Raw genomic sequence first — 20,697 nt, 5'->3', positions numbered from 1 at the left:
GAGTAAGGAAATTACGATTTTTCTGTGAATTGGGGTATTAAATTACGCAGGCTGGTGCAACCGTGATTTTGCGCATGCGGCATTGCATGTGCAGAAACTGCGATTGTGGGATATGAAGCCGGCGATTAAAGTTTAATCACTTTGAGAATTTCGAAGATTATTGCATGTGATGTGCATCTTGCGCAAAAAAAACGCACGGTAGTGTGGCCGGGCTGGTGAATACGCGAAACGCTCGTTCGTGGGCTTCTCTAGCTTAAGCCGGAATCAGAGGAGTGCACCGCAATGATCGAGACACCGTATCTATTGTTTTTGGGCGATGCGCCCGACCTGTTGGCCGCAAAGGTTGCGATTGGTATCCGTGATTGGCGGCCGGAAAACGCGGTAGGCCAAATCCGGCTGGAGGGGTGTAAAGCTGACCTTGGGTTGACAGAAATGACGCTGGCCGAAGGTAAGGCCGCTGGTGCCAAGACGCTTGTAATCGGGGTTGCAAACCGCGGTGGCATTATCAGCGAAACCTGGAAAGAGGTTCTGATAGCAGCGCTGGAGATGGGTTATGATCTGGCATCGGGCCTGCACAACCTGCTGCGGGATGAGGGTGATCTGGTGGCCGCCGCCCAGACTCATGGCTGCACTTTGCATGATGTACGGGTGCCGACTGTGGGTTATCCGATTGCTAACGGGAGAAAGCGTACTGGCAAGCGCTGCCTTGCTGTTGGAACCGATTGTTCTGCAGGCAAGATGTACACGGCGATGTCGATGGATGCCGAGATGCGCGAGCGCGGCATGAAGTCCACATTCCGGGCCACTGGTCAAACCGGGATTTTGATCACCGGTCAAGGCGTGCCTCTGGACGCGGTCGTTGCAGATTTCATGGCGGGATCGGTGGAATACCTGACGCCTGAGAACGACCCTGATCACTGGGATCATATCGAGGGGCAAGGATCTTTGTTCCATGTCTCCTATTCCGGTGTCACCATGGCGCTGATCCATGGCGGGCAGCCGGACGCATTGATCTTGTGCCATGAACCCACCCGGACCCATATGCGTGGTCTGCCCGAGTATTCTCTGCCGACATTACAGCAGCTGCGCGACACAGCTTTGCCCTTGGCGCAGGTGGCAAACCCCGATTGTCAGGTGGCAGGTGTGTCGATCAACACACAGCATCTAAGCGAGGATGACGCTAAGGCGTATATCGCAAAGGTTGAGGCAGAATTAGGGCTTCCGACCACTGACCCTTATCGCTTTGGCGCGGGCAAGCTGGTGGACGCGCTGGCCGCTTTGTGATCTGAACATCCCGTCAGTGGCTCCCCAACGTCTCTGGCGGGCGTTTTTCAAAACGATGAAGGAGCTTGCGCGTGCAGGTAGAGGTCTCTCGTGATGTGTTCCGACTGGCGCAGGTGTTCACCATCTCGCGCGGGTCGCGGACCGAGGCGAAGGTGCTGACGGTTCGAATTTCGGATGGAACCCATCAGGGCTGGGGCGAATGTGTTCCTTACGCGCGATACGATGAGACGCTGGACTCGGTTGAAGCCGAGATCGCGGGCCTGCCGACAGAATTCACGCGTGAGACGTTGATAGAATTGTTACCGGCAGGCGCCGCGCGGAATGCTGTGGATTGCGCGCTGTGGGATCTGGAGTGCAAACGCGCAGGCAAGCGGGCTTGGGAATTGGCTGGTCTGCCGGTTCCGGGTCCTGAGATCACGGCCTATACGCTGTCGCTGGCAACGCCCGAAGCGATGCAGGTTCAGGCGGCTGAGAATGCGCATCGTCCTTTGCTGAAGATCAAGCTGGGCACGCCCGATGATATGCCCCGACTAGAGGCCGTACGGGCTGGCGCGCCGAACTCGACCATCATCATTGATGCCAATGAAGGCTGGTCCGCCGAGGTCTACGCCGACCTCGCACCGCATCTGGTGCGGTTGGGTGTGGCGCTTGTTGAGCAGCCTTTGCCCGCAGGTGAAGATGACGCGCTGATCGGGATGGACAGGCCTGTGCCCGTTTGTGCAGACGAATCCTGCCATGATCGGGCCAGTCTGCCCGGACTGAAGGGTAAGTATGATGTGGTCAATATCAAACTCGACAAGACCGGTGGTCTGACCGAGGCTTTGCTGCTGCGCGAGGCGGCGTTGGCTGAGGGCTACAAAGTCATGGTCGGCTGCATGGTCGGCAGCTCTCTGGCCATGGCCCCTGCGACACTGTTGGCGCAGAATGCAATGGTTACAGACCTTGACGGCCCGCTTCTGTTGGCCGAAGACCGCGACACACCGCTTACTTTTGATGACACCGGGGTGCATCCGCCAGAAGTGAGCCTCTGGGGCTGAGGAGACAACACATGACCCGCACTGTTTACGTGAATGGCGACTACTTGCCTGAGACCGAGGCCAAGGTATCGATATTCGATCGTGGGTTTCTAATGGCTGATGCGGTGTACGAGGTGACCAGCGTTCTGGACGGCAAGCTGATCGACTTCGAAGGTCATGCGGTGCGCCTGAAACGGTCACTGGACGAATTGCAGATGGCCGAGCCCTGTAGCAAGGACGAACTGCTGGAGATTCATCGTAAACTGGTGGAACTGAACGGTATCGAAGAAGGTTTGGTTTACCTGCAAGTCTCGCGCGGCAGCGATGGGGACCGGGATTTTGTGTTCCCGTCCGAGGATACAAAACCGACGCTGGTTCTGTTCACGCAAAACAAGCCGGGTCTGGCAGACAGCCCTGCCTCGCGCAAAGGTGCAAAGATCATCTCGATCGATGACATCCGCTGGGGTCGCCGTGATATCAAGACCACGCAATTGCTGTACCCCTCGATGGGCAAAATGATGGCTAAGGCGGCTGGGTGTGATGATGCTTGGATGATCGAAGACGGCTATGTGACCGAGGGCACCAGCAACAACGCCTATTTCGTAAAAAACGGCAAGATCGTCACGCGCCCCTTGTCCAATGACATCCTGCACGGCATCACCCGCAAGGCTGTTCTGCGATTGGCGGTTGAGGCGCAGATGGAAGTTGAAGAACGCCTGTTCACCATTGATGAAGCCAAAGAGGCGGATGAGGCCTTTACCACTTCGGCCAGCGCCTTCGTCATGCCAGTGGTTGAGATCGACGGCGTCACTCTGGGCGACGGCACGCCGGGGCGGATCGCCAAGCGCTTGCGCGAGATTTATCTGGATGAAAGCCGAAAAGCGGCAATCTAATCAAAAAGACCCGCCAATCCGGCGGGTCTTACCCTATGAGCCTCAGTCTTTTTTGCCCACATTCTCTTCGAAGGCGGTATTGAATGCGGCCTGTTTCTCGGGGCTCGCATCGGTCTGGTAGTTGGCCTTCCACTCATCCATGGTCATGCCGTAGAAAACTTGACGGGCCTCCTCTTTGCCCATCTCAATGCCTTTTTCGTTCGCAGCTTCCTGATACCAGCGTGATAGGCAGTTGCGACAGAACCCGGCCAGGTTCATCATGTCGATATTCTGAACGTCGGTGCGGTCTTCCATCAGGTGCTTTTGCAATCGACGGAAAGCGGCGGCCTGAAGTTCGATTTCGGTTTGCTTGTCCATGGTCTGGCTCCGGAATACAGGATGCGATTTCTTTCTGACCTAGCGTTCTGGCGTCTTTGTTTCAACAAGCTCTGCGTCATGCCTGCTTCAGGGCCAGCCACGGGATAATGCAGAAGATCAATGTCAGTATCTTGTAGTTGGCCAGATACCGAAAATAGGCACGTCGCACGTCTGGCCGTTCCATTTGGAACATCCGGCCATGAATACCGGCTATCCAGCCCTGCATCAGAACAATCATAAGGGTCGAGAACAGCAAAACCGCGATGTTGAGCACCGCCATCCAGCCAAAGACAGTTGTCAGAAACTCCTGTGTCATGGTCACCTCCATCTGCCCTGAATTTGGGGGCTAAATGGAGGTCTCACAATGACGTGGATCAAAGGTCGCTGGCCACCAATGCGTCCTTCAGGATCACCGCCAAGCGTTCGGCCCAGGCCCGTTGCCCGGTGTGGTCTGCGATCAGATCATTGCGCAGCTCGATCAGGGCGTTTGGCCGATTGTGGGCTGTCCCATGTTTGTCAATTGCATCACCGGGGAGGACGCCGGTGTAAGGTTCGTTTACACCAACGCACAGATCATCTTCGACCCCGAGCCTATCGATCAGTGGGCGCGAAAACCTCTCATCCGGTGTGTGCAAAACGCCGACATGCCAAGGACGCGGCTCGCGACCCCTGAGTTGTCGGGTGAACGAATGCATCGAAATGATGATGGCATCCGGTTTATTGACCAGCTTTTCAAGCGCATCGTGATACGGGCGATAGCATTGGTTCAAACGCCGCTCCCGTTCGGCTATGTCTGCATGACGATTGCCGGGGATGATTGAGCCGTCATAGAGTTTCATCAAAAGGGTCGGATCGTCCTCACCTCGGTTGGGGTCGATCACCAGCCGAGAAAAATTGGCCGCGATCACCGGGGCATTCAGATGCTCCCCCAGATGTTTTGACACCTCATAGGCGCCAACATCATAGGCGATGTGACGCTCCATATCTTCTCTTGGAAGGCCCAGGTCTCCGCCATTGATCTGTGGCGGAACAGTGTTGGTTGCGTGGTCGCAGGTGATCAGCCAACGGGAGGAGCGATCCTCGCCGTGCACAAAGTAAGGAGAATACGTCATAAGCCTGTCATCAAGTTTGCCGCAGGTGTAGGGCAGTTGCGTCAAAAAGGGAATTGCGCAATAAGCATCCCGACGACTGTTTGCGGTAACATTTTGTGACTGCCGAGGGACAAGGAGAGCACAAACAATGCGACGCCTTAGAAATGTAAAAATCGTGGCGACGCTGGGACCGGCGTCCAATGACTATGACACTATTCGCGCTTTGCACGAGGCCGGGGCAGATGTGTTCCGCCTGAACATGAGCCATGGCAGCCACGATGAGATTCGTGAACGGCACCGGATCATACGGCAGGTGGAAAAGGATCTGGACAGCCCGATTGCCATTCTTGCTGATCTTCAAGGCCCCAAGCTGCGGGTAGGTGTCTTTGCCAATGATGCCGAAGACCTTGCTGAAGGGGCAGCATTTCGTCTGGATCTTGACCCGGCTGCCGGGGATGGCGCGCGTGTCTGCTTGCCGCATCCCGAGATTTTTGCGGCGCTCGAACCGGGCGCGCATCTTCTGGTCAATGACGGTAAAATTCGCCTGATCGTCGATGAATGTGGACAGGATTTTGCGAACTGCACGGTTGAAATCGGTGGCACGATCTCGAACCGCAAGGGGGTGAACGTTCCGGACGTCGTGCTGCCCTTGGCGGCTTTGTCGGCCAAGGATCGTGAGGATCTGGAATTTGTCTGCCAGCTGGGCGTCGATTGGTTGGCGCTCAGCTTTGTACAACGGGCCAAGGATGTGTTCGAGGCGCGCGCGCTGGCCGATGGCCGTGCCGCCATCCTGTCGAAGATTGAAAAACCTGCTGCGGTTGAGGCCTTTGATGACATTATGGATGCCTCGGACGGCATTATGGTCGCTCGCGGTGATCTGGGTGTAGAACTGCCCGTTTCTGCGGTGCCGCCGATCCAGAAGCGCCTGGTGCGCAAATGCCGTGGGGCAGCCAAGCCTGTGATCGTGGCAACCCAAATGCTGGAAAGCATGATTGAAAGCCCGATGCCGACTCGCGCCGAAGTGTCCGACGTGGCCACCGCCATCTATGAAGGCACGGATGCCATCATGCTCAGCGCGGAATCTGCGGCTGGGTCCTACCCAATCGAAGCGGTGCAGACCATGAACAAGGTCGCTATCGAGGTTGAGGCTGATCCAACCTATACACAGATCATTGCAGCCTCTCGCACAGCAAAGGGCACTACTGTGGCCGATGGGATCGTGGCTGCTGCCCGTGAAATTGCCGAGAAGACTGAGATCAAGGCAATCTGTTGCTTTACACAAAGCGGCACCACCGCGTCACTGACAGCGCGGGAACGGCCCGGTGTGCCGATCATTGCCATGACCTCTCTGATGGGGACTGCGCGCCGGTTGTGCCTCAGTTGGGGCTGCAATTGCGTCATGACACCCGAGCTTGAGCGTTTCAAAAGCGCAGTGGTCAATGCAGCCCGCGCGGCCCGCGCCGGTGGATTTGCCTCAGAGACCGATCAGATCGTGGTTACCGCAGGCGTGCCTTTCAACGTGCCTGGCACCACCAATATCTTGCGCGTGGCACCCTGCGACGAACGCCTTATCTACAGCACTGATCCAGAATAACGGGGCACTTCAGTTGCTTCAAAACGGCCCGCTTTGCGTTGCAGAGCGGGCCATTTTACCAAGAATCTCCTGATTTCTAAGCGAATTTTGTCCGTTTAGGGCGAATCTTGCAGATTGTATTTCATTTTCCGGTGGAAATTCCCGATAAAGGCCCTAGGGCGATCACTCAACATGTTCCAGGTTCCGGTCGCCCACCGGGGGCACGGGCCCCGGATAACAACCATAAATGGAGGAACGAAATGACAAACAAAATTGTCATCGGACTGGATGGGACAGAGACCGGAGAACGCGCGCTCACCTTCGCCAAGGAATTGGCCAAAGGGATGGGTAGCTGCGAGCTTCTGGTGGCCTATGTCATCGAATGGTCGCCTTACACATTCCAGACCCCAGAAGAAAACGCCCAACGTCACAAACGGCGCGAAGAGGAGCTTGAACTGGCGACAACGCGCATCGTCACCCCTGCGGTGGACGGCCTCAAGGCAGCGGGCTTCACAGCTCAAGGCGTGGTGCGTCACGGAGACGTGGCAGAAACGCTGAATGCGATCACGGTTGAAAACAACGGCTCGCAGATTGTCGTTGGCCGATCCTCGGCCGACGGTATCAAAAAGCGCATCTTTGGCAGCTCGACGCAGAATCTGGTGATGCATGCCGACGTGCCTGTCACAGTTGTGAATTGAGGGGGCAGAACAATGAAAACTTTGAAACTACTTACTCTGCTTGTCGCATCCTTGTTCACGGCAAGCGCTGCTCTGGCGCAAGAGGCACCAGGATTAGATGATCGGATCAATCAGGCCTTTGCCGAATTAACAGGTCCATTCGTAAATACAATCTTCGCGCCATTCCCGGGAACCAGCTTTCCCTGGATCGTAGGTTGGCTGGTCGTCGCGGCATCGGTTTTCTCGCTGTATTTTGCCTTCGTGCAATTTCGCTTCTTCGGTCATGCGATCCGGCTGGTGAAGGGTGATTATTCGGATCCCAATGACGCGGGTGAGGTCAGCCACTTTCAGGCCTTGGCAACAGCTCTGTCCGGTACAGTCGGCCTTGGGAACATCGCCGGTGTGGCAGTTGCCATTGGCATCGGTGGACCGGGCGCAACCTTTTGGATGATTCTCGCCGGTCTTTTGGGTATGGCCTCAAAATTCACCGAATGTACGCTGGGCGTGAAATACAGAAATGAGTACGAAGACGGTACGGTTTCCGGTGGCCCGATGTACTATATGTCCAAAGGGTTCGACGAACTTGGCCTGCCAGGTGGCAAAATTCTGGCGATTCTGTTCTCGATCTTCTGTATTCTGGGCGCGCTTGGTGGCGGGAACATGTTCCAGGCCAATCAGGCTCACCAGCAGATCGCAGGCATCGTCGGCGACTATCCCGGCTGGATCACAGGCATTGTGTTCGCTGTGGTGGTGTTCCTCGTTATCGTGGGCGGTCTGAAGTCGATCGCGCGCGTGACCGAGAAAGTCGTGCCCTTCATGGGGGTCATGTATGTCGCCGCTGCTTTGGTGATCATCATCATGAACGCCGACATGATTGGCTGGGCCTTTGGTCAGATCTTTACAGGTGCCTTCACCGGGCTTGGTGTTGCAGGCGGCATGGTTGGTGCGCTGATTCAGGGCTTCAAACGTGCGGCGTTCTCGAACGAAGCCGGCGTTGGCTCTGCTGCGATTGCCCACTCGGCTGTTCGGACCAAGGAGCCGATCACCGAGGGCTTTGTGTCTCTACTGGAGCCATTCATCGATACGGTTGTCATCTGCACCATGACCGCTTTGGTGATCATCATCACCCAGCAGCTGCTCATTGATCCAGAAACCGGAAACTACTTGCTGAACGAAGCAGGCAGCGCGATTGCAACCGTTGATGGCAATACCGGCGTCAGCCTGACATCAGCTGCCTTTGGCAGCGCCTTCAGCTGGTTCCCGTTCATCCTGGCGATTGCGGTGGTGCTGTTTGCGTTCTCGACCATGATCAGTTGGTCCTACTACGGCCTCAAGGCCTGGACCTATCTGTTCGGCGAAGGCCACACCAAGGAACTGGTGTTCAAGATCATCTTCTGCATCTTCGTTGTCATCGGTGCGGCGGCCAACCTTGGCCCGGTCATCGACTTCTCGGATGCGGCGATCTTTGCGATGGCGGTTGTGAACGTCTTTGCGCTCTACTTCCTGATGAAAGTGGTGCGGCAGGAGCTGGCCTCCTACGCTTCACGGCTGCAAAGCGGTGAGATCCGCAAGTTCGAGCACTAAGCAATCTCACCGGGGCGGCCTACGTCGCCCCGGTGCCTCTGACCGCCGTCGGAATCCGCGGATTCTGGTCAAAACCCCCTTGCCAGCATGACAGAACTTGCGTAAACGGCGCATCTGTTGCGTGACCGGCCGAGATGGCATGCCGAGTCGCGTTTGAAACCGAACCCGAGTGAAGGAGACGGAAATGCCTAAGATGAAGACCAAGTCGAGCGCCAAAAAGCGCTTTAAGGTGACTGCGACCGGTAAGGTCCTTGCTGGCCAGGCCGGCAAACGGCACGGCATGATCAAGCGGACCAAAAAGTTCATCCGCGACGCCCGTGGTAACACCACCCTGTCCGCCCCCGACGCAAAGATCGTCAAGGGCTACATGCCCTACGACCGCTAAGAGGAGATTAAGAGATGTCCCGCGTTAAAGGTGGAACCGTAACTCACGCCCGTCACAAGAAGGTCATCAAGGCCGCCAAAGGTTACTATGGCCGCCGCAAGAGCACCTTCAAAGTTGCCCGTCAGGCCGTCGACAAGGCCAACCAGTATGCAACCCGTGACCGTAAGAACCGCAAGCGCAACTTCCGCGCGCTGTGGATCCAGCGTATCAACGCTGCCGTCCGTTCGCATGACGAGGCTCTGACATATTCCCGCTTCATCAACGGCCTGAACCTGGCCGGTATCGAAGTGGACCGCAAAGTTCTGGCCGACCTGGCCGTGCACGAACCGGAAGCGTTCGGCGCGATCGTCGCCAAAGCTCAGGCTGCTCTGACCGCCTGACCCTCTGAACAGAGACAGTGAAAGAATGGCCGTCCCATTTGGGGCGGCCTTTTTTCTGTCCTCAGAGAAAGGTCGCAAGACACAGGTCTTAAGCTCATGATGCACTGAGTCCGCGCTGTGCAACGCACTGCCTGGCGGCGATGCGTGATCTGGTTCGGCAAGCAGACAGATCACCGGAGGGTAGAGACACAACACGGTCAGTGCCCGAAGCTATGCCTCTCAGCCATCGCTCTCGCAGCTATGGTTAGTCTCTGCCAAAACGTTGATGCATCAAATGTGCTGATACGCGACGAGCGTTGCGCCCGAGGTTTGGGGTGCCAAAACAATTGCATGTGACCGGACGCTGAACTGATCTAGCGGTTGTATAAAATCTCATTTGCTCCTTTTTTCAGCATGAGTGAACAGGCAACCAACTGTTGCATGGAAATGAACTCATCGGGCTTGTGACCCTGTTCAGCCATGGACCCTGGCCCGCAAACAACCGTCTCCACCCCAAGTTCGGATAAAATCCCCGCCTCGGTTCCAAAGGCAACATGGGTTGTGCCGCCAGCACAATAGGATTGTACCAGTGAGACCACCGGCACAGAGCCTGCGATCGACAGCCCGGGATATCCTGCCAACCTCTCAAGTGTGATTTGAGCGGCTGGTGGAAAGCTCGCTATAACCGCGTTGGCTGCTTGCTGTAGCTGTGCCTCGAAGCTATCCGGGTCATCCTCTGCCAAATGTCTGAACTCAAACAAAAGTGTTGCTTTGTCGGGCACCAAATTTAGAGCTGCACCGCCTAAGAGCTGCCCCACATGAAAGGTGGTGTAGGGCACATCATAAGCGTCGTCACGGCTTCCGGTTTGTCGAACCGTTTGCTGCATCTGGCGTATCTTTTCGACAAAACCAACAGCCACATAAAGTGCGTTGACAAAATGGGGTGCCAGCGCAGAGTGGCCGGCCTCACCACGAATGTCGGTTCGGTATGCGCGCTTCCCCTTGTGGCCAATCGCCACCTGCATCTCGGTCGGCTCGCCCACGATGGCCAATTTCGGACGTCCCAGTAGCGGAAGCAATTGGCCTTTCATACGCGAAATCCCGACACATCCGATTTCTTCGTCATAGGAAATCAAGAGCTTCAAAGGCGCTCGAAGGTCGTGGTTTTGCACGGTATCAGCAAAAGCCAACATTTCCGCCAAAAAGCCTTTCATATCAGTCGTTCCACGCCCGAACAGCCGACCACCCTGCCGTGTCAGTTTGAAAGGGGGAGCGCTCCAAACCTGACCATCGACCGGCACAACGTCAGAATGCGCAGAAAGTAGTAGCCCCCCTTCAACTGACGGACCAATTTCGGAAAAAATACCCGCCTTCGGCTCGTTCGCGTCTGCAATGCGCTGCACGCGGAACCCGCGAGAACGCAGAAAGTCCTCAACAAAGGCAATCATGGCGAGATTTGAGCGATCACTCACCGTTTCAAACGCAATCAATCGCTCCAGCACCTCCAGTGAAAGCGTCACGTTAGCGCCTCCCCTCCTATGCCTTCGAAGGCGCCAGAACTGGCCTGATTCTGAGCGTAGTCGATAAACGCCCGCACGGTGCGGGATTTGTCCGCGCCATGTGTGGTCAAAAGGCCCATGCGCAATGACCGGACGGGCCCTGAAATCGGAACGCAGACCAGAGGGCTGCCATCCGGCGAAACATCGCTTTGCGGCCGCACATTGGCAATTGAATAGCCAAAGGCGTTGCCCACCATTGACCGCATCACGGCCATGTCGCGCGTCCGTTCTACGATCCGGGGCTGCAAGGAAGAGGCTGTGAACAAAGACAAAAAATAGTCGGTGCTGATCGGCAAGTCGAGCAGAACCATCGGCAAGTCTGCCAGATCAGCCATCGACACAGATGTTCGCTGAGCCAGCTCGTGCCCAGAATGCAGCAATGCAAAGGGATAAAGACGCACAAGCCCGATGAAGTTGAGGTCCGTCGGGATGTCCATGTCATAGGTGAGCGCAATGTCGATCTCAGAACGTTGCAACGCATTCAAGTTCTCTGCCTGGTTCAGTTCTCGTTGGATAACCCTGACATCCGGATAAACGGTTTCAAACCCGCGCCGCATCCGTGGCAGGACCAGTTGCGCGAAGGTGAGCAAGCAGCCCACCGCCAGAGGGCCGCGCGCAGTGCCAGAGATTTCGGCGGCAATGCTCGTGATTTCCCGTGCGCCATTTAGGACCTGGCGCGCTTGTTCGAAGACTCTTTGTCCGCCTTGGGTCAAAGAAAGGCCCTGAGCGTGCTTGATCCTCCCCGCCCTGTCGGCACCTTGAATGGTCGCTGTTTCGAGACAGTCTCTCCCGGCTTTGGTTGTTCGACTACCTTCTTCGGTTCCAAGTTTCGTAAACACCAAGATAGGTTCGCTCACCTATTAGGTGCCCTTACGCAACTTCGAATTGAATTGAAACAGTCAACCCAGGTGAATTGTTTGTGGCCGTTAAGAGCGATGAATGGTGGTCTGCGATCGCTTTCACCAGCGCCAAACCCAAACCATTCCCAACACTATTCCGTTCACTTTCTAGTTTATAGAAGGGAACAAAAAGCTTGCCCAGTGTGTTTTCGGGGACGCCAGGGCCATCGTCAACAACCGAAAGCGTAGTGGTGCTTTCTTCTTGTTCTACAGTTAGGAGAATTCTGGAATGTTCCGGACAATGATCAATAGAGTTCTGCAAGAGGTTTGCACAGAGCTGTTTCAGCATACCCTCATCGCCTTCAATAAGCGTGCGCCCTGCTTGGTTCTCCGCAAATCTAAGGCTTTGTCCTTTCACTTCCGCCAGTGGGATCATGTTCTCAACAGCTTCTCTACCTAGTCTATTCAAATCCAGATAGCTGAACGCCTTGGAACTGTTGCCTTCTTCGATGCGATTGATCCGCAAAACTGTTTCAAATGTCCATTTAAGACGATCAAGTTCAGATTGAATTTGATCTATAGCTTCGACAGATTGACCGTCCGATTGCAGTGAATCCTTCGCCTTCTGAAGTGCGATGTATGCATGGGTGAGCGGGTTTTTCAAATCGTGTGCAATGGCAGCGGCGGCTGATCGCGTCGTGGACATCAAGGATGTTAGGTTCTCGAGATGACCGTTCATCAGCTGCGCAACTCGATCTATCTGATCGTTATTCTTGCCGACAGGGAGTCTCGCTTTGACTTCCCCTCTTGAGACTTTGTTGAGCGTCTTCGCCATTTGATCGAGCTTGCGATAAGTTCTTATGCTGGTGATGTAGCCCACCAACAGAGTACACAGCGTTGCCACAAGCCCGATTACTATCAACGACCAAGCCAACGATCGAAGTGTGCTTTTTACAAACGCAAGATCGCGACCAACCACGATTACAAAGCCACGGTAGGATTGCACATTTACCCGATGGCTACGTTTTTCACCCCCCAAGTTAATGCCATCATCCTCAATTTCTCCCCAGCCGCGAAAGGATGGGTATTCGTCGATGTTTCCTGCCAGACGCTTCCCCTGTTTGTTGAACAGGCCAATCAAACTCGTGTCAAACGGCAACCAGAGTGTCGCGTCATCAATCGCTTGTACAACGTCGGAATCGTTGTCGTTGTCGTCCAGAATTTCCTGAATGAAACGCATTTCATCGATTAACAACGAGTCCATTTCACGCTGCAAATCGCCACGAATTTTTTCAAAGGTTAAAAATGCCAATGCTGCAACCGAAAAAAGTATGACCACCGCTGCATACAACGCGGTAGTAAAAGCTGCTCCAGATACAATGTTTGAGCGTTTCATTTTTCTTCAGTCCGGTTTTTGTGTCGTCACCATTTGGTTCGGCTAGCGACGAACCTGTTCTGGCGGATCAAGCATGTGATCTGAGGGTTTTAGCTGCATTTTCAGTCGAAAAATGGGGAATTTGGCCGAATGTGTTGCAACACTAGCGATGCAGACCCAACGAAGTTCAGTAAAGTCGATGCGTTGGCGTCCATACAAGCTGCACTCGATTGCGCACAGCGAGCCACTTTTGACAGTCAGTTCACGGCCGGCTTCAGGAAGCAACAGAAAGCCAAGTTTAGGCGAACTTACACCGCGCCCTTCCGAGGGGGAGGAAGGGCGCGGTGCTTTGACTGAGAGAAGCGTGCTTACGAGTGAGTGGTCCGTGTCTTCACGGTACCGGTAACACCCTCAAGGAGGGGTACGAGTGCTTCCTCAGTCGGGTATTCGCATTCAGTTCCGAACCTGACGGCATCTTTTGCAACGTGGTCTTTCCAGCGGGTTTTCACCATCCTTACGTTTTTGAAAGGGTTTTGCGATCTTCCCTGCGAACACCGAGTGATTTGCGTTGATCATTCACTCTTTGTGCAGTGTCCATGATCTTCGATTGGTGTGGCACCATGAGTGGACAACTCATAGGTCATGGTTGGGAAGTGGAGCACCAACGTCCAGACTTCGTCAGGCTTGACGTGAATGAATGTCACGCCGTCCAGACCGTGTGCGACCGAGGCTATGCCTTCTGTATCCTGCACTATTAGTCGCGCTTCTGAGAGGTCAGTATCCTGAAAAACCTGAACTACTTCTCCGTTTGTTTCTGACGTGCATTGGAATACTGTCTCGTTCGCCGTCGCGGCACTCGCAGGCAAGAGCGCCATTAGGAATATTGCATTATTTATCATTGTGTTTCCGATCAAAGAGGTTGAGCTTTCAGGCCTGAGTGGTCCTGGTGATGGTTAGAATTCTGAGCTGCACAAATCTTCCGCTTGTGTTCAGGCCGCAATCGGAGGCTTCCCGAAGCTCACGCATACCCGCAGGCCCGGTTTGTTGTTTTCTGCGGTGATAAGTGCGCCGTGCTGCATCGCGATGGCCTTAACAAGCGATAGGCCAAGTCCATTTCCGGCGTCGTTTTTTGGGTGGTCAGCTCGGAAAAACGCGTCAAAAATCTTGTTGATTTGTGGGTCTGGAACCCCCGGTCCATTGTCTTCAACAACCAGCTGTATCGCTTCAGTCGTGGCCGTAAGGGAAATCCTGATCCAACACCCAGAAGGGCAAAACCGGAGTGAGTTATTCACAAGATTGACGAGCAGCCGTTTAAGCATGTTTTCATCGCCTCGTATCAAAATCGTGTCGGCGTTGTAGTCTGCGGTGATGTGTTTACCTGCTTCTGCCGCAACCGGATGAAACGCCTCTGCCACACTCTCAACGAGCGCACTTAAATTGACGGTTTGGAAGCTTACTTCATGGCCGCCTGCCTCGATCTGAGATACTTTGAGTACTGTGTCGAAGACAGTTCTGATGCGCCTAAGGTTTTTCTCTAAATCACCAAGGCCTGGACGCGGGTCGCCACCATATTCAACTTCGCTATACACCTTTTGTAGCGCCATGAACCCGTTCGTTAGTGGGCCCCTCAAATCGCGGGCAATTGTGACTGCAGCGGTTTGAGAACAGTTGGGTGAGCTCGAAATCCAATCGAGACGTCGGTTGATCATATGGTAAATTCGATCGCATAGGTCGCTTGTATCTGACACGGGAAGACGAAAATTGACATCTTCTTGAAAGACTTGGTCGAGGTTTCGCTCAATCCATTGGAGTTTTCGGATGTTTTGAGCACTGAAGTAGTAGCCAAGACCCAGGACAGCGGCAGTTATCGAAAGCGTCAGCAGCAACAACCCTCCCCAAAGGGTTTTCAAAGCCTGATTAAGTGTTGTCAGGCTACGGGCGACCACTGTGCGATACCCAAGATACTCTGATACATGGAGAAGATAGACAGGGGCGGTCCCACCGATTTTCAAAAAATCTGGATCGACTTCGTGCCAACCTATCGTTTCGGGTGTTTTCGCAATTGATCCAGCAAGTGCTGAACCGTTCTGGTTAAACAGCGCGACGACGTGAAGCCCAGTTCGATTGGGACTATTCAAATGTTCAATTGCTCGCTGAACTGCGTCCGAGCCGCCGTCCTGTAAGATCTCATGAAGCAGGAGCTCTTCGTCGAGGATTTGTTGCTGGAGATCACTGCGAAGCCTGTCTGCAAGCGCTAAGTAGGCAGCATAGCCAAACACAGCAGTTATGATCCAGACTATCAATGCCGCGAAACAAGCTGATCGGAACGGGGCACCTGAGAGAATGCTAAAGCGGCCCATGAAGGCTGTATCCAACGTTTCGAGACGTGTGCAAAAGTGGCGTCTCGAAGGGTTTGTCGATCTTCGACCTCAAGCGACTTATATACGTCTCGATCACGGTCGAATTTGGATCAAAGTTGTAGTCCCAGACTTGCTCCAAAAGCATGTTGCGTGTCACGATCCGACCGGCATTCCGCATCAAAACTTCCAACAGCGCAAATTCACGAGGTAACAACTCTATTGTAACGTCTTGCCTTTTAACCACTCTGCTAAGCAGATTCATCGTTAGATCGTGGACGTGAAGCTCAGTTGAGGCAATGCTGGTCGGCTGTCGTCTGATAATGCTGTTTAGGCGCGCCAGAAGTTCTGAAAAATGAAAAGGCTTAACCAGGTAATCATCCGCCCCTTCGGTCAAACCCTCAACTCTGTCCTGAACGTCGCCTATCGATGTGAGGAACAAAACTGGAGTCTGTTTCTTCGCTGCCCTCAGGGCCTTGAGAACAGATAGACCATCCATTCCAGGCAACATACGGTCTAAGACTATGGCGTCACATTCGTTGTACAAACAATACGAAAGAGCATCTCGGCCATCATCATACCACTCCACACTGAAGCCGTTCGCTCTCAGCCCGGAGTTGACAAAATCGGCGGTCTTTTTGTCGTCTTCTGCGACGAGTATTTTCATTTTAAGACCTCCGACTTTATCGTTGAACCCGTTTATCGCAATTACCAATGCGGGGTTAACTGAACTCAGCCATAACGGGATGGCTAAGTCCATTTGGCATTTCGTTACAGACTAGAGGCTGAGCGTTTCTTCGACGGCTTTTACTTGTAGTCGTGCGAGACCCAGATTGGCGGTCTTCTTGTCTAGCGCGACGTACACAAAAATGTTTGGGTTTTTGTCCAGTGGACGAACCAGATGAAACTGTTTGCCAAGCGTGATCAGAATGTCTTCGATAGTGTCGTTAAGCTTCAAAGCTTCAATTGCCTGAAGTTTGGCACGGACGACTTCAACATTTGCTGCCCCTGCGGTCTCAAGATCAAACTTGGAACCGCCCTCTGTACCCAGAGTAAGGCCAGTATCACTGTCGACGAGGCACGCACCCAGAAGACCTTTGATTTCACTTAGTTTGGAAATGTCCAACGACATGTTTGGCTCCTTTTTGGCCTTGGAATTGTTGGTCTGAACCACACCAGACGCCTTATTGTCTGGGCTGGCTCCGTTGTTTGCGGGTGGAATGGTGATTACGTGCCTTTGAACCAGGCCAAATCTCTCGTTAAATCTGGCCAGCACTGAGGTGGCCTCATCTTTGGGTCTCGACATTTACAATCCAATTCTCGTTGTGATCGTGGAAGTAGAACGTCGAACTGGGTGACTGTTGTTTCGAACTGCTTGGGCGTGAAGAAACACCTGATCAACCAATCTTTCATCCAAACAAGGGAGATCTCTTTTTCTTTGATGGGGAAGACACTTGGGTTCTGATGTGACTTTCAAAATTGTTGCACTTGGGTCTCGGGAGCTGTTCTGGCCTCTGTGCAAAAAACTCAACGCGATAACGCAGGCTGGGGCCATGTATTGGGCAGTGTTGGTTGAAAGAGCCAATACACTTTCCGGACCCATAAGGAATGCGGGCCACAAATGTCCGAGTTCGAAAAGAACGCCAGCCAAAACAGGTAGAACAGAACTCAGCATCAGACCTTCGCCTCGTTACCAAACGACTAAGTGGTCCGTAGAGTATCCAGAGTTTTAACCAACCTTTCAGAAAGCTTAAACATTTGTAAGAATTGATTTTTACGTTGACGGAAAATAGAAGCTTCAGCGCAAATGGTTCATCAACCGGCCTTGCGAGTATTCAGACGCCGACTGTGGCTCAACGTTGAAACAACTTGGTAGGCCCCCTAAGGGTGAGAGCAAGCAAGCTGTTGGTCTATTGAAGAAAGTCGTTAGGCTTCCTGACAAATTACGCGATGGCGTGGACTCCACGCCGAATGCCTGCAAGGCACTACATAGCGTCGCCAAAATTCATCTGACGTTCATCAGAAGAATATCAGCGTTTCATCCGAGCACGCTAACTTGTTCTACTGAGATAGAAAAACTTGGCTCTCAAGGAACACTCGTCGGTTAAAAGGATATCTTTGTTGTTAGATCGACGCGAGGCGGCGACGTGCAGAAAAAGGACATTCAACCATATATACTGCTCGTTCGTTTTTGCCCTTATCCTGATAATCGGCATTGGTTTATCGGCGAAGGCCTCTGCACAGACAGCAAGTTTTCGCTCTGTCGATACAAATTCCGATGGCGTTCTCAGTTTCAATGAACTCGTCGCTGCATTCGGGGAAGCAGGCGCACGCAGGTTGATTGAGGATATCGACCGAGATGGTGACAACCGGATTTCAATCAGAGAACTGCGGCAAAGCTCGGACGACAAGAATGATGATCGAAACGGACGCGGAGGAGAGCGAGACGACGACCGTGATGACGACGAAGGAGATGATAACGGCGATGACAACGATGGGGATGATGGAGGCGATGACGATTGATCATCGACGAGCCATTGCCAAACGTTAAATTCACCCCACCCATCTCTCTCAATACGGGTTCAATCCTGGGTGAAGCTACCACTAAGCTAAGTTTGCGCACAAAACTGCCGCCCGAACAATGCTTTCATCTGCTGTTCATTCAATCGCATAAGGTCCCTTCATACGCCTTTGCAACCTTTCTCACACGGTGCTGACAAAGTGAAACCATGGACACGTCAGCCACGGAGCAAAGCATGAAACAGTTTCCCCCAATCCCCCTCAATGCCTGCGAAATCGCAAAATGGGCATTCACGACTCGCCGCGTTGATCGGTCGGATGTCCACGGCTTCAGCACACAGATGAACAGTGCTAAACCAGGTGATCTGATCCTTTGCGAGATCGTCGAGATCGGGCACCATAAGAAAATACAGTTGGCCGAGCGGCGGGTCTCAACCAGCTATCCGGGTGACTTTGTAGTTCTATGCCTGGGCGATCGATATGCGCCGGACCAGTTCCTTGCGAGTGCTGTTGTCGACGATGATCACATAGATCTGGTCGCAGGTGGCGGTGTTGTTGGTCGGGTGGATGCCGCACATACCCGCATGGAGGACCCCACGCGTTTGAAACCCCTAGGCCTTCTTACCAACGCCCAAAACCGGGTGATCAATATCGCGGACTACGCTCTGCCCCAATTGCCAGCGAATGACCAAGTAACTGTTATCGGCGTTTTTGGGGCATCGATGAATTCCGGCAAGACAACCGCTGCATCAAGCCTGGGCCATGGCTTGATGCGCTCGGGTTACTCAGCGTCGGGTGTCAAAGCCACAGGTACCGGGGCATTTGGTGATTTCAACAGTTTTGAGGACGCAGGCGCGCCCGCACTTGATTTTACGGATGTCGGAATGGCGACAACCTATCGGATGCCTCTGGACAAGATCGAAATTGGTTTCGACACTCTGGTTGCCACAGCTGCATCGCGAGGGTCTGAGGTGGTGGTCGTTGAAATCGCGGACGGTGTTTTCCAGCAGGAAACGCGCGCAATTCTGCGATCATCGCGCATCCGGGACCGTTTGGACGGCATACTGTTTGCAGCGCCAGACGCGCTTAGCGCATTAGGTGGCGTCACCGTGCTGAAACGGGTTGGCTTAAGTCCATTTGCGATTTCCGGGAAAGTAAGTTGCTCACCCCTCGCATCGGCCGAAGCGCTTGAAGCTACCGGGTGCCCGATCCTTTCGCGTGAAGACCTGTGGTCGCCTGCAATGATCGCCAAGCATGTTGCACCCCTGATGCGGCATGAACCAGAGAACGTGGCCGCATGACCCCCCTCCCCAGACTGGCCACTCGGGACCGCATCATTGATGCGGTCCTCGTGGTATCAAGCAGCGTCTTTCAGGCGATCGCGCTGGCCTATGCTGCTTTCGCAACGCGGGACGCGTTTGGGGCGATTCACGCGGGACATGTGCTTGCCATCGAGACCATATTGCAATTGGCCGTCTCTGGCGTGATCGGCGCCGCGTGTTTGTTTCTTTCTCGATATCGCGCGGAAGCGCTCGGCCAAAGCTATGCGATCTGCTTGCGGCGTGCGTTGTATCAGCAAATCGCGCAACTTCCCAAGTCGCGCCATGAGAAACGCCGGGTTGGTGCGCTATCTCTCAGGTTTGTTGGTGATTTGTCAGCAGCCCGGCTGTGGTTTGGGCGCGGTTTACCTTGCGTCTGCTCTGCAGCAGTTGTGATCCCGGGCGCTGCATTCATTCTTTATAGTCTTGATCCGGCGATTGCGGTCAGTGGTCTGGCAGCGCTTGTTTTCTCACTTCTGCTGGCAGCGGCGATGGCCTGGCATCTTGAGCATAGACACCGAAGGCTGCGCCGGCGCCGGGCCAACATCGCGATCTCCATGATCGAACGGATTGCGATTGCCCCCGAACTCGATCTGATGGGTCGGACTGACCGCGAATTGCAAAAGCTAGACAAGCAAGGTGCGTCACTGCGCAATGACGCGCTGGCGCGCCGCGGTCGAGTGGTCAGCCTTCAGGCGATTCTGCAATCGGGTGTGGCTTTCGCGAGTCTCTGCATGCTTTGGCAAGCCAGCCAAACAGACAATGCCCCTGCGATCGTTGCGGCCGGTCTTGCGGTGATGGCGCTGATCGCTCTGCCGTTGCAGAACCTCGCCAGCGCATGGGATTATTACTGCGCTTGGCGCGTCGCGCGCGAGAAAGCGCAACGGCTTCTTTCGGAACCGACGGTCAAGCGAGGTTTTGCAAAACAGACCAATGCCAAGGTCATTGAGGTTAGTGGGAAGATTGACGAAACGCCCGTCACATTTGTTGCCAGATCGAACAATATCTCAGAGTTGACGGGGCCAAGTGCCAACACGCTCGCGCGATGTATCGCTGGATTTGACACTTGTGAGGGCATCGAAGTGCGATATGGTGAGCAGCAAATTCTACCGAAGATCGCGTTTGTTGGAGACGCCCATATCGGGCTTCAGGGCAGTCTGCGCCGATCCGCAACCCTGATGTGCCAAAAGCGGCCCAGCAACAGCAGGATCGCGAAAGTGATACAGGAGCTTGGCCTTTCCGACTTGCTTATGACCCCCGAAGGTCTCGATCAGCGGATTTCGGAAAACGGCCACGGGTTGACCTCTGATCAGACTTTGCGGCTGGATCTTGCGCGCGCTATTCTGGGTAAGGCGGAAGTTGTTGTGATCGCCTCGATCAGATGGGCTGCCTGCCGACATCACAAGGATGAGCTGCTCGCAACTTTTCAAAGGCTTTCCTCGGCAACGATCATATTGGCCGATGCCTCCGCCCCTTCTAATATGCATGAGAACTCAAGGGTCATTTGAT

General features: G+C 54.1%; 21 protein-coding genes. 11 read left to right on the top strand and 10 right to left on the bottom strand.

Annotation, left to right across the window (positions count from 1 at the left end):
• The first annotated feature begins 282 nt into the window (after nucleotides 1-282).
• The 3 genes from dgcN to ACR0DH_RS14285 all read left to right on the top strand — a co-directional run bounded on the left by dgcN (nucleotide 283) and on the right by ACR0DH_RS14285 (nucleotide 3,193).
• Nucleotides 283-1,284, top strand: a complete 1,002-nt coding sequence (dgcN, locus tag ACR0DH_RS14295; RefSeq protein ID WP_480544915.1) for an N-acetyltransferase DgcN — start codon at nucleotides 283-285, stop codon at nucleotides 1,282-1,284.
• A 71-nt stretch (nucleotides 1,285-1,355) separates the two neighbouring features.
• Nucleotides 1,356-2,321 carry an N-acetyl-D-Glu racemase DgcA gene (gene dgcA, locus ACR0DH_RS14290; RefSeq protein ID WP_480550076.1) on the top strand — a complete coding sequence of 322 codons (966 nt, stop codon included), beginning with the start codon at nucleotides 1,356-1,358 and terminating at the stop codon, nucleotides 2,319-2,321.
• Nucleotides 2,322-2,332: 11 nt separating this feature from the next.
• Nucleotides 2,333-3,193, top strand: coding sequence for a D-amino-acid transaminase (locus ACR0DH_RS14285; protein WP_480550078.1), 861 nt, complete (start codon nucleotides 2,333-2,335; stop codon nucleotides 3,191-3,193).
• 42 nt (nucleotides 3,194-3,235) lie between these two features.
• On the opposite strand, the gene ACR0DH_RS14280 is transcribed toward ACR0DH_RS14285, so the two are convergent.
• The 3 genes from ACR0DH_RS14280 to ACR0DH_RS14270 form a co-directional block, all read right to left on the bottom strand.
• Nucleotides 3,236-3,550 (bottom strand): DUF1244 domain-containing protein, encoded by a 315-nt coding sequence (locus tag ACR0DH_RS14280; RefSeq protein ID WP_480550080.1) that lies wholly within the window; start codon nucleotides 3,548-3,550, stop codon nucleotides 3,236-3,238.
• A gap of 76 nt (nucleotides 3,551-3,626) precedes the next feature.
• Complete coding sequence (locus ACR0DH_RS14275; RefSeq protein WP_480550082.1) at nucleotides 3,627-3,866, bottom strand: DUF6868 family protein; 240 nt, start codon at nucleotides 3,864-3,866, stop codon at nucleotides 3,627-3,629.
• 58 nt (nucleotides 3,867-3,924) lie between these two features.
• Nucleotides 3,925-4,662, bottom strand: coding sequence for an N-formylglutamate amidohydrolase (locus ACR0DH_RS14270; RefSeq protein WP_480550084.1), 738 nt, complete (start codon nucleotides 4,660-4,662; stop codon nucleotides 3,925-3,927).
• A 127-nt stretch (nucleotides 4,663-4,789) separates the two neighbouring features.
• On the opposite strand from ACR0DH_RS14270, the gene pyk reads away from it, so the two are divergent.
• The 5 genes from pyk to rplT all read left to right on the top strand — a co-directional run bounded on the left by pyk (nucleotide 4,790) and on the right by rplT (nucleotide 9,240).
• Nucleotides 4,790-6,235, top strand: a complete 1,446-nt coding sequence (gene pyk / locus ACR0DH_RS14265) for a pyruvate kinase (RefSeq protein ID WP_480550086.1) — start codon at nucleotides 4,790-4,792, stop codon at nucleotides 6,233-6,235.
• 239 nt (nucleotides 6,236-6,474) lie between these two features.
• On the top strand, nucleotides 6,475-6,912 hold the full coding sequence (locus tag ACR0DH_RS14260; protein WP_170531537.1) for a universal stress protein: 438 nt from the start codon (nucleotides 6,475-6,477) through the stop codon (nucleotides 6,910-6,912).
• 12 nt (nucleotides 6,913-6,924) lie between these two features.
• Nucleotides 6,925-8,475, top strand: a complete 1,551-nt coding sequence (locus tag ACR0DH_RS14255; RefSeq protein ID WP_480544910.1) for an alanine/glycine:cation symporter family protein — start codon at nucleotides 6,925-6,927, stop codon at nucleotides 8,473-8,475.
• 184 nt (nucleotides 8,476-8,659) lie between these two features.
• Complete coding sequence (gene rpmI / locus ACR0DH_RS14250; protein WP_010443552.1) at nucleotides 8,660-8,860, top strand: 50S ribosomal protein L35; 201 nt, start codon at nucleotides 8,660-8,662, stop codon at nucleotides 8,858-8,860.
• A gap of 14 nt (nucleotides 8,861-8,874) precedes the next feature.
• A complete protein-coding gene (gene rplT, locus ACR0DH_RS14245) occupies nucleotides 8,875-9,240 on the top strand; it encodes a 50S ribosomal protein L20 (protein ID WP_152457001.1) in 366 nt (121 codons plus the stop codon).
• A 353-nt stretch (nucleotides 9,241-9,593) separates the two neighbouring features.
• On the opposite strand, the gene argE is transcribed toward rplT, so the two are convergent.
• The 7 genes from argE to ACR0DH_RS14210 all read right to left on the bottom strand — a co-directional run bounded on the left by argE (nucleotide 9,594) and on the right by ACR0DH_RS14210 (nucleotide 16,481).
• On the bottom strand, nucleotides 9,594-10,739 hold the full coding sequence (gene argE, locus ACR0DH_RS14240; protein ID WP_480550088.1) for an acetylornithine deacetylase: 1,146 nt from the start codon (nucleotides 10,737-10,739) through the stop codon (nucleotides 9,594-9,596).
• On the bottom strand, nucleotides 10,736-11,491 hold the full coding sequence (locus ACR0DH_RS14235) for a LysR substrate-binding domain-containing protein (RefSeq protein WP_480550090.1): 756 nt from the start codon (nucleotides 11,489-11,491) through the stop codon (nucleotides 10,736-10,738). Before ACR0DH_RS14235 ends, argE begins: the two co-directional genes overlap by 4 nt.
• Nucleotides 11,492-11,648: 157 nt before the next feature.
• Entirely contained in the window at nucleotides 11,649-13,013 is a 1,365-nt protein-coding gene (locus ACR0DH_RS14230; RefSeq protein WP_480550092.1) for a sensor histidine kinase, read from the bottom strand.
• Between the two features lie 551 nt (nucleotides 13,014-13,564).
• Nucleotides 13,565-13,744 (bottom strand): hypothetical protein, encoded by a 180-nt coding sequence (locus tag ACR0DH_RS14225; protein WP_480550094.1) that lies wholly within the window; start codon nucleotides 13,742-13,744, stop codon nucleotides 13,565-13,567.
• Nucleotides 13,745-13,981: 237 nt separating this feature from the next.
• Complete coding sequence (locus tag ACR0DH_RS14220; protein WP_480550096.1) at nucleotides 13,982-15,352, bottom strand: sensor histidine kinase; 1,371 nt, start codon at nucleotides 15,350-15,352, stop codon at nucleotides 13,982-13,984.
• Nucleotides 15,339-16,016 (bottom strand): response regulator, encoded by a 678-nt coding sequence (locus ACR0DH_RS14215; protein WP_480550098.1) that lies wholly within the window; start codon nucleotides 16,014-16,016, stop codon nucleotides 15,339-15,341. The genes ACR0DH_RS14220 and ACR0DH_RS14215 overlap by 14 nt, the downstream gene beginning before the upstream one ends.
• Nucleotides 16,017-16,127: 111 nt before the next feature.
• The gene (locus ACR0DH_RS14210) at nucleotides 16,128-16,481 is read right to left on the bottom strand and encodes a roadblock/LC7 domain-containing protein (RefSeq protein WP_480550100.1); all 354 of its coding nucleotides are present in this window, start codon (nucleotides 16,479-16,481) and stop codon (nucleotides 16,128-16,130) included.
• A 989-nt stretch (nucleotides 16,482-17,470) separates the two neighbouring features.
• Here ACR0DH_RS14210 and ACR0DH_RS14205 point away from each other — a divergent pair.
• From ACR0DH_RS14205 to ACR0DH_RS14195, 3 genes are all read left to right on the top strand, one after another.
• Nucleotides 17,471-17,872, top strand: a complete 402-nt coding sequence (locus ACR0DH_RS14205; protein WP_480550102.1) for an EF-hand domain-containing protein — start codon at nucleotides 17,471-17,473, stop codon at nucleotides 17,870-17,872.
• Nucleotides 17,873-18,105: 233 nt separating this feature from the next.
• Nucleotides 18,106-19,170 (top strand): P-loop NTPase family protein, encoded by a 1,065-nt coding sequence (locus tag ACR0DH_RS14200; protein ID WP_480544901.1) that lies wholly within the window; start codon nucleotides 18,106-18,108, stop codon nucleotides 19,168-19,170.
• The gene (locus ACR0DH_RS14195) at nucleotides 19,167-20,696 is read left to right on the top strand and encodes an ABC transporter transmembrane domain-containing protein (protein ID WP_480550104.1); all 1,530 of its coding nucleotides are present in this window, start codon (nucleotides 19,167-19,169) and stop codon (nucleotides 20,694-20,696) included. Before ACR0DH_RS14200 ends, ACR0DH_RS14195 begins: the two co-directional genes overlap by 4 nt.
• The last annotated feature ends 1 nt before the right edge of the window (nucleotide 20,697 follow it).

The organism is Ruegeria sp. I1 (assembly GCF_056532675.1).
The sequence above is the reverse complement of the archived record's forward strand: the minus strand, read 5'-3'. Positions and strand labels throughout refer to the sequence as shown.

Coding starts and splice junctions, on each gene's coding strand:
- dgcN (WP_480544915.1), top strand. CDS start 283: ATGATCGAGACACCGTATCTATTGTTTTTGGGCGATGCGCCCGACCTG.
- ACR0DH_RS14285 (WP_480550078.1), top strand. CDS start 2,333: ATGACCCGCACTGTTTACGTGAATGGCGACTACTTGCCTGAGACCGAG.
- ACR0DH_RS14280 (WP_480550080.1), bottom strand. CDS start 3,550: ATGGACAAGCAAACCGAAATCGAACTTCAGGCCGCCGCTTTCCGTCGA.
- ACR0DH_RS14275 (WP_480550082.1), bottom strand. CDS start 3,866: ATGACACAGGAGTTTCTGACAACTGTCTTTGGCTGGATGGCGGTGCTC.
- ACR0DH_RS14270 (WP_480550084.1), bottom strand. CDS start 4,662: ATGACGTATTCTCCTTACTTTGTGCACGGCGAGGATCGCTCCTCCCGT.
- pyk (WP_480550086.1), top strand. CDS start 4,790: ATGCGACGCCTTAGAAATGTAAAAATCGTGGCGACGCTGGGACCGGCG.
- ACR0DH_RS14260 (WP_170531537.1), top strand. CDS start 6,475: ATGACAAACAAAATTGTCATCGGACTGGATGGGACAGAGACCGGAGAA.
- ACR0DH_RS14255 (WP_480544910.1), top strand. CDS start 6,925: ATGAAAACTTTGAAACTACTTACTCTGCTTGTCGCATCCTTGTTCACG.
- rpmI (WP_010443552.1), top strand. CDS start 8,660: ATGCCTAAGATGAAGACCAAGTCGAGCGCCAAAAAGCGCTTTAAGGTG.
- rplT (WP_152457001.1), top strand. CDS start 8,875: ATGTCCCGCGTTAAAGGTGGAACCGTAACTCACGCCCGTCACAAGAAG.
- ACR0DH_RS14230 (WP_480550092.1), bottom strand. CDS start 13,013: ATGAAACGCTCAAACATTGTATCTGGAGCAGCTTTTACTACCGCGTTG.
- ACR0DH_RS14220 (WP_480550096.1), bottom strand. CDS start 15,352: ATGGGCCGCTTTAGCATTCTCTCAGGTGCCCCGTTCCGATCAGCTTGT.
- ACR0DH_RS14215 (WP_480550098.1), bottom strand. CDS start 16,016: ATGAAAATACTCGTCGCAGAAGACGACAAAAAGACCGCCGATTTTGTC.
- ACR0DH_RS14210 (WP_480550100.1), bottom strand. CDS start 16,481: ATGTCGTTGGACATTTCCAAACTAAGTGAAATCAAAGGTCTTCTGGGT.
- ACR0DH_RS14200 (WP_480544901.1), top strand. CDS start 18,106: ATGAAACAGTTTCCCCCAATCCCCCTCAATGCCTGCGAAATCGCAAAA.
- ACR0DH_RS14195 (WP_480550104.1), top strand. CDS start 19,167: ATGACCCCCCTCCCCAGACTGGCCACTCGGGACCGCATCATTGATGCG.